We start from the raw sequence: 8,330 nt of genomic DNA on the forward strand, positions 1-8,330 counted from the left end.
TTTTCGAGCAGAATCAAGGCGGAGAACCGCAGGCGATTCGGGAATCGTCGAGGTTCGACAACGAAGATTCGGCCGAAAAGAGCCGTTCGGAGCGCGACGCGGGTTTTTCAGCAAGCTCCTAAGACATCGATCAGGGCGTCCACCCACTCCGCTTGCGCCGGATTCAGCTTCTCCCGCGCCTCCTGTGGAGAGAAATATCCGCCGCGATCGATCTCCGGGATTTCCATCGTCTTCCCAGAACCCGGCGGCCAGTGGATGATCGAGAGGTTGCTCACCAGCCGGGCAGGATCGTGATCGCCCTCGAAGGCCCAGGCGTGCACTTCCTTGCCCGCTTTCTGGCGTACCGGCGGGAGAGGCAAGAAGGGTCCCAAGGGCACGAAGCTCGTCTCCTCCTCGAACTCCCGCCGGGCCGCCGCCAGCAAATCCTCCCCCTCCGCCACCTCGCCCTTGGGGATGGACCAGGCTCCGCGATCCTTCTTGGCCCAGAACGGTCCGCCGGGATGGACCAGAAAGAGCTCCGGAGCATCCCGGCGGCGGAACATCAGCAGGCCGGCACTGATCTTGGGCATGGAGGAAGCTTATCGCTGCTCGGGACAACCCGGCGGGCTGTTTACCGCTGAGCGGCGCCCTCGAACCGCAGCGTGAACCAATCCAGCTTGCGGGTGGCCAGCATCAGGGCGGCGAGGGCGGCGAAGAGGCCTAGGGCGCCGACCAGGAGGGCGTAGTCCTCTAGTTGGAGGAGGATGTAGAGGTAGCCGTAGAGCAGGCCCAGGCAGCCGAAGACGGCGAGGGCGGGCCTACGGCCGGCGAGGATGCTGTGGGAGTAGACGGCGATGAGGCCAACGGTGGCAGCGGCGGCGAGGGCGTAGGCGGGGCCGAAACCGAGATGCTCAGCGAGGGCCAGGAGCAGGACGTAGAAAAGGCTCTGAGCAAAGCCGATGAGCAGGTATTGCACCGCGTGCAGACGCACCGGGCTGAGCAGCTCCAGCAGGAAGAAGGTGCCGAAGGTGAGGACGATGAAGAGCACCGCGTACTTCACCGAGCGCTCGGTCTGCTGGTAGGCGTCCGCCGGCAGCACCAGCTCGACGCCGAAACCGGCCGCCGCCAGCTCCTGGCCATTGACCACGTCGTTCCACCACAGCTGCGGAAAGTCGCGGCCGAAGTTGGGCACCTGCCAGACGGCGGTGAAGCCGTCGTCATCGATCTGCCGCTCGGTGGGCAGGAAGGCGCCGACGAAACCCGGGGACGTCCAGGGGCCGGCGAGCTCGACATGGGTGCTCTCCCCCAGGGGCTGGACCAAGAGCTCCCCGGAGCCCCGCAGCACCAGCTCGAAAGCGAAGGGAACGAGGGTTCCGGGCTCGGCTTGGGCTGCTGCCAATTCCGGCAGCTCCGCATGGATGCCACCAGAGATTCCCGCCGTCCGCGGCGCGCCGGGCTGGAATTCCAGCTCCTCGCCGTCCCACTGCAGCTCCACCCGCTGCTGCAGACCGCGAACGTCGGAGATCCCCAGGTTCAGCTGCAGGGCGCTCCAATCCGGGCGAGCGCCGGCGCCGGCCACCGAGGGAATCTCGAAGGTGCCGGAAGCCTGGATCCGCGCCTCGTAAACCACCACCTCGAAGAGGCCCCGATAGCGGACGTCCGGCTCCAGGCTGCCGCGCCAGTTGATCTCCTGGGGCAGAACGTGGACCATGTGGCGCCGCCACACCGGCGCCGGGTCGTCGGCCTTGCGCGCCGCCCCGTCCAGGGCGGCCTCCTCCACCGCCGGCACCCAGCCACCACCCGCTGCCGCCTCCGCTTCCTCCGGCGGCGCCAGCCATACGGGAATGGAGAGCACGGGGCCAGTGAGGCTCTGAGAGCGGCCCCAGTTGGCGGTGATCTCCGAGGCCACCTGCGCCTGCCGGCTCATGCGCTCGTGAACCAGCGCGGTGATCCGCGCCACCGGCAAGAGCAAGAGCAGGAGCAGAAAGCCAAGCATCAAGAGTTTGCCGAAGGCGGATTCACCGAAGCGGCGGATAGGATTCTTCCAGGTCTCGTTGTCCATCGTTCATTCCTCCCTTGTTGGCCGGCATCAGACCAGCCGAATCCGGCGGCAGGAGGCAGGAAAGATGGCGAGATGGAGGCACGGTGGGGCGAAGCGAGTCCACCTCACCTTCTCGGAGCGTCTGGTATTCTCAATACTCTCGGGTCCGCGAATCATTGCGCAGCACCCACTCCCCAGCATCATTCAACGGTGACGGAGACGTAGTCATGCTCAAACGAACCCTATTCATTGTCCTAGGAGCCTTCTTGATGGCCGGTTCCACCTCCTTCGCTTCCGCCCAGGATGTCCAGCCCCTGACCGCCGAAACCCTGTGGCAGATGCAGCGGTTGGGAGCTCCCAGCCTGAGCCCCGACGGCAGCGCCGCGGTGCTGCCGGTGACGCGCTACGACGTGGAGGAAGACAAGGGCTACACCGACCTCTGGCTGATCCCCACGGACGGTGGTGAGGCGCGCCAGCTCACCACCCACGAAGCCAGCGACAGCAGCCCGGTGTGGAGCCCCGACGGCCAGTGGATCGCCTTCGTCTCCAAGCGCGGCGACGACGAGCAGAGCCAGCTCTACGTGCTCCCCACCGCCGGTGGTGAGGCCCGCCGGGTCACCGAGGTGCCCACCGGGGTTTCGGCCCCCAAGTGGTTCCCGGACTCCAAGAAGCTGGCCTTCATCTCCCGCGTCTGGCCCGATGCGGAGAACTGGGAGGCCATGGCCGAACGGCTGAAAGAGAAGGAAGAATCGAAGGTCACCGCTCAGCAGTGGGACAACGCCATCATCCGCTGGTGGGATCATTGGATCGACGACCGCCAGGCCCACCTCTACACCGTCACCCTCGACGGCAAGAGCGTCCAGCCGGTGACCCTCGGCACCGGCTTCGAGCTCGACCGCACCGGCGCCGGCAGCGACGCCTACGACATCTCCCCGAACGGCGACGAGATCGCCTTCTCCGCCGACAGCCTCAACGATCAGACCGATCCCGACTTCGACATCTTCGTCGTCCCCGCCGGCGGCGGCGAGGCGCGCAACCTCACCGAGGACAATCGCGGTCAGGATTACAGCCCCCTCTACAGCCCCGACGGCAAATGGCTCGCCTTCACCCGCCAGAAGATCAACGGCTTCTACGCCGACACCCTGCGCCTGGTGCTCCACGACCGCCAGCAGGGCACCAACCGCCAGCGCACCGGCGTCCAGGATTGGGACCGTTCCGCTTCCGGGCTGGTGTGGGCTCCGGACAGCCAAGCTCTCTACGGCGCCATCGACGATGCCGGCAACCGCCGCATCTACCGCATCGACGTGGAGGGCGGCGCCCCCGCCGCCATCACCGGCGAGAAAACCTTCAGCTCCCTGGCGGTGGCCGGCGACGGACCGGTGGTGGTGGCCCTGCGCCAGAGCTTCCTCGAGCCGCCGACCCTGGTGCGGGTGGACGCCGGCAGCGGCGAGGCCACCCAGCTCTCGCACTTCAACGACGAGGTCCTCGCCGAAGTGGATTTCGGCACCTACGAGAGCGTCACCTACACCGGCGCCAACGGCGATGAGATCCAGATGTGGATCAATTACCCGCCGGGCTTCGACAAGAGCAAGCCGTGGCCCCTCTACCTGCTGATCCACGGCGGTCCCCACAACGGCATCCACGACAGCTTCCACTGGCGCTGGAACGCCCAGGTCTTCTCCGGCTGGGGCTATGTCACCGCCTGGCACAACTTCCACGGTTCCAGCGGCTTCGGTCAGGACTTCGCCGACTCCATCAACCCGGAGCGGGCCGAGATGCCGTACCAGGACACCCTCGCCGCCGCCCAGCTGCTGGCGGACAAGCCGTGGATCGACGGCGACCGCATGGCCGCCGGCGGCGGCAGCTACGGCGGCTATCTGACCTCCGTCATCCTGGGGCGGGAGCATCCGTTCAAGACCCTCATCGCTCACGCCGCGGTGTACAACTCCTTCACCCAATACGCCGCCGACTACGGCAGCGGCAAGCGCCGCCACGGCGAGTTCTGGGAGAGCCCGGAGGTCTACCAGCGCAACTCCCCCCACTTCGGCGCCGGCAACTTCGACACGCCGACCCTGGTGATCCACGGCGGTCAGGATTTCCGGGTGCCCCTGAACCACGGCATCGAGCTCTACCAGACGCTGCAGAACCGCGACGTCGAGAGCCGGCTGATCTACTACCCGGACGAGAACCACTGGATCCTCAAGCCGCAGAATTCCATCCACTGGTACCACTCCAAGGAGGAATGGCTGACGGACCACGTGAAGCCCGAGCCGGTGGCGACGGAGAAGCCCGCCGAGGAAGGGAAGAAGATGGACGGGAGCTCCGACGGCGACTCCTGACCTCCTCCTTCGTTCTCGACCACCGAATCAAGGCTCCCCCACCCCGGGGGAGCTTTTTTTCATGGCTGGGCTTTTCTTGGCTGTGCTTCTTTCATGCCAAGGGCCTCTCCTGGAAAAGGCTTCTGAGCCCCCACCGCAAGCCAAAGCCGGCGCTTCTCGGCGTCTGACTTGTGCCCCAGGCTGCTAGGATGCCTAGTCTCACTGCAATCCCCCCTGGGAGAGTCCCGATGCCGTCACCTCGTCCGCGCCTCGTCCTCGTCTTGAGCCTGCTTCTCGTCGCCGCTGTGCTGGCCCCACCGAAGACCGCCGCAGGGCAGGACTTCAGCCGCGACAAATTTCGCCAGCTGGAAGAGATTCTGCCCACTCCCAACGCTTATCGCACCGCCTCCGGCGCGCCGGGCCACGGCTATTGGCAACAGCGGGCGGATTACCGCATGGAAATCCGCCTGGACGACGAGGAGCAGCGCATCGAAGGCTCCGAGACCGTCAGCTACCACAACCAGTCGCCGGACACCCTGCGCTATCTGTGGATGCAACTCGATCCCAATCTCTTCGATCCGCAGCGCATCAGCGCCCTGGCGACCCTGGCGCCGGACTTCGAAGATCTCTCGTACAAGGATTTCGCCGAGATCCTCTCCCGGCGCGGCTTCCGCGGCGGCATCACCATCCACCGCGTCGCCGACGCCGCCGGAAAGCCGCTGCCCCACGCCGAGGTGGAAACCATGATGCGCATCGACCTGCCGGAGCCCCTGGGCCCCGGGAAGAGCACCTCCTTCGAGGTGGATTGGAGCTATCCCCTCAACGATGCCAAGACCATGGGCGGACGATCAGGCTACGAATACTTTGAGGAGGACGGCAACTACATCTACGAGATCGCCCAATTCTTCCCACGCATGGCCGCCTACACCGACTCCGGCGGCTGGCAGCACAAACAATTCCTCGGGCGCGGTGAGTTCACCCTCGAGCTGGGGAATTACGAGGTCCACATCACCGTCCCCGACGACCACGTGCTGGCCGCCACCGGCGTGCTGCAGAACCCCGACGAGGTCCTGGAGCCCGCCTGGCGCCGGCGGCTGGAGCAGGCGGAAAGCGCCGACAAGCCGGTCTTCGTGGTCACCCAGGAGGAGGCGGAGGCCAACGAGGCCAGCCGCCCCGGCGGCGAGAAGACCTGGATCTACCAGGCCGAGAACGTCCGCGACTTCGCCTTCGCCAGCTCGCGCAAATTCATTTGGGACGCCCAGCAGATCGAGCAAGGGGGCAACCGGGTGATGGCCATGTCCCTCTATCCCAACGAGGCCGAGCCGCTGTGGAGCCACTACTCCACCCACGCCATCATCCACACCCTCGAGGTCTACTCCCGCTACACCTTCCCCTACCCTTATCCGGTGGCCATCTCGGTGAACGGCCCGGTGGGGGGCATGGAGTACCCGATGATCTGCTTCAACGGGCCGCGCACCGACGACGACGGCACCTATTGGGATGGCGCCGGCAAAGACCGGCAGCATTGGCGGCTGTCGAAGTACGGCCTGATCTCGGTGATCATCCACGAGGTCGGGCACAACTTCTTCCCCATGATCGTCAACTCCGACGAGCGCCAATGGACCTGGATGGACGAAGGGCTCAATTCGTTCCTGCAATTCCTCAGTGAGCAGGAATGGGAGGCGGATTACCCCTCCCGCCGCGGGGAGGCCCGGGACATCGTGGAGTTCATGAGCAGCACCGACCAGGTGCCCATCATGACCAACTCGGAATCGCTGCTGCAATTCGGCAACAACGCCTACGCCAAGCCCGCCACCGCCCTCAACATCCTGCGGGAGACCATCCTCGGCCGCGAGCTCTTCGACTTCGCCTTCCGCGAGTACGCCCGGCGCTGGCGCTTCAAGCGCCCCATGCCAGCGGACTTCTTCCGCACCATGGAGGACGCTTCCGGGGTCGATCTGGATTGGTTCTGGCGCGGCTGGTTCTACACCACCGACGCGGTGGACCTGGGCATCGCCGATCTGCACCTCTACGAGCTCGACACCCGTGATCCGGAGGTCGAGAATCAGCGCCGGCGCCAGCGCGATGAGGAGGAGCCGGAGAGCATCACCGAGCAGCGCAATGGCGACATCACCCGGCGCATCGACCGCCACCCCGATCTGCGGGATTTCTACACCGACGAATACGACCGCTACGCCGTCACCGAGAGCCAGCGCGGCGAGTACGAGAAGCTGCTGGAGAATCTCGACCCGAGCGAACGAGAGCTACTGGCCACCGACGCCCGCTTCTATGTCCTCGAGTTGGAGAATGTCGGCGGGCTGGTGATGCCCGCGATCCTGGCCATCGAATACACCGACGGCAGCAGCGAAGAGCTTCGTCTGCCGGCGGAGATCTGGCGCCACGATCCGGAGCGGGTTCGCAAGCTCCTGGTGCGGGAGCAGGAGATCGTCTCCATCGTCCTCGATCCCCACCGGGAGACCGCCGACATCGATCTGGACAACAACCACTGGCCCAAGCAGGCGGTGAAGTCCCGCTTCCAGCTGTTCAAGCACGAGCAGGAAAAGAACCCCATGCAGGAAGCGGCGGAAACAAAGAAGGGCGGCGGGCGCAGGCGGTGATCGCCAGGGTCGCATCGCAACGGCAGACCTTCCTCGCGGCAGCCCTTCTCCTGGGGGCCCTTCGCCTGGGAGCCCTTCTCCTGGGGGTCCTGGGGAGCCTACCCGCCAGTGCCCACCCCTACCACGTCACGCTGGCGGAGATGGAGCTCAACGCCGCCACCGGACGTCTCGAGGTGGCCTTGCGCATGCTGCCGGAAGACCTGGTGCGGGCGCTGGAAGCACGGGAACGCCGAAGGCCGATAGAAGCTCCCGGAGAGGCCCACGGAGAGCAGAGCTCCGATCCGGCTTCAGCGGAGCGACCCACCCGCGACGAGCTCCTCGCGGACCTGGTGCGGGAGGCCTTCACCGTCACCACCGCCGACGGCACCCCGGCGGCCCTCCACTGGGTGGGCAGCGAGGGGTCGGTGAAGGCGGTGTGGCTCTACTTCGAGCTCGACCTCGGCGCAGCGCCGGAGCGGCTCCGGGAAGGCTCCGCCCTCGACAGCATCACCGTCGCCAACCGCTTGCTCCTCGATCTCGAGCCGACTCAGACCAACTCGGTGATCCTGCGCTTCGGCGACCGGCGCACCACCGTCACCCTCACCCCGCGAAGCCCGGAGCGAGAGATTCGCTGGCCGCCACCGCCGCCACCATCGGACGCTCCCCGCTGAGGATTCCTTCCAGCAGCACGGCGCCGCGCTGCTCGTCCTCCGCCCTGCGGAAGACCTCCTTCAGACGCCGGGCGGATGCCGCCATGTCGCCGTCCTCCAGGCCGCGGCGCACCGCTTCCAGGAGAGTCTCCACCGAGGCGGTGGCGGGGTCCAAGGCCAGACCGAAGCCGTGGTGCTCTACCCGCCGGGCGTTGTCCGGCTGATCCCGGGACAGGGGTACGATGACCATGGGGACGCCGAAGTAGGCGCATTCCTTGATCGTCCCCAGGCCGCCGTGGCCCACCATCAGCGCCGCGCGGTCCAGCAGCTGGAGCTGCGGCAGCCAGCGGCAGATGGTGACGTTGTCCGGGGTCTCGCCGCCGACGGTGGCGCCCAGCTCCGCCGGGTCGAAGTCCTTGCCCACGGAGATGACGAAATGCCAGGGCTCGTCCGCCGCCGCCCGCATCATCTCGAAGAGCTTGCAGTAGAGCTGCCGCGCCGGCTCCAAATAGACCTCCGTCTGACTGCCCAGGGAGACCAGCACCAGCTCTTTGTCGCTGGGCAGCTGGTCCCAAGGGAAGCTGGCGTCCGGGGTTTCCGCTGCGCGGATGCAGGGCTCGATGTGGGCCACCGGTCCCGTCCGCTCGATGCCGGGCAAATCCAGCTCCCGAGGACAGGCGATGAGCTCCGGCATCTGCGCCATGGGTGCCACCAGCTGTTCCATGCTGCGCACCTCGTGCCCCTG

Annotated in this window: 6 protein-coding genes; 3 read left to right on the top strand and 3 right to left on the bottom strand. The window is 66.5% G+C overall.

Features of this window, described 5'->3' with window-relative positions; translation table 11 throughout:
* Window positions 1-107: 107 nt before the first annotated feature.
* Window positions 108-569, bottom strand: coding sequence for an NUDIX domain-containing protein (locus tag SX243_24065; protein MDY7096063.1), 462 nt, complete (start codon window positions 567-569; stop codon window positions 108-110).
* Window positions 570-610: 41 nt separating this feature from the next.
* The gene (gene creD / locus SX243_24070) at window positions 611-2,041 is read right to left on the bottom strand and encodes a cell envelope integrity protein CreD (GenBank protein ID MDY7096064.1); all 1,431 of its coding nucleotides are present in this window, start codon (window positions 2,039-2,041) and stop codon (window positions 611-613) included.
* 248 nt (window positions 2,042-2,289) lie between these two features.
* On the opposite strand from creD, the gene SX243_24075 reads away from it, so the two are divergent.
* The 3 genes from SX243_24075 (at window position 2,290) to SX243_24085 (ending at window position 7,606) form a co-directional block, all read left to right on the top strand.
* The gene (locus SX243_24075; GenBank protein ID MDY7096065.1) at window positions 2,290-4,359 is read left to right on the top strand and encodes a S9 family peptidase; all 2,070 of its coding nucleotides are present in this window, start codon (window positions 2,290-2,292) and stop codon (window positions 4,357-4,359) included.
* Window positions 4,360-4,586: 227 nt separating this feature from the next.
* Window positions 4,587-6,956, top strand: a complete 2,370-nt coding sequence (locus tag SX243_24080) for a M1 family metallopeptidase (protein MDY7096066.1) — start codon at window positions 4,587-4,589, stop codon at window positions 6,954-6,956.
* Window positions 6,953-7,606: a DUF6702 family protein gene (locus SX243_24085; GenBank protein ID MDY7096067.1), complete on the top strand. Its 654-nt coding sequence runs from the start codon at window positions 6,953-6,955 to the stop codon at window positions 7,604-7,606. Before SX243_24080 ends, SX243_24085 begins: the two co-directional genes overlap by 4 nt.
* Here the strand turns inward: SX243_24085 and SX243_24090 are convergent.
* Window positions 7,536-8,330, bottom strand: a 795-nt coding sequence (locus SX243_24090) for a glycosyltransferase (protein MDY7096068.1), incomplete at its 5' end; no start/stop codon positions are given. The two genes, SX243_24085 and SX243_24090, sit on opposite strands and share 71 nt — an antisense overlap.

The organism is Acidobacteriota bacterium (assembly GCA_034211275.1).
Classification (GTDB): Bacteria; Acidobacteriota; Thermoanaerobaculia; order Multivoradales; family JAHZIX01; genus JAGQSE01.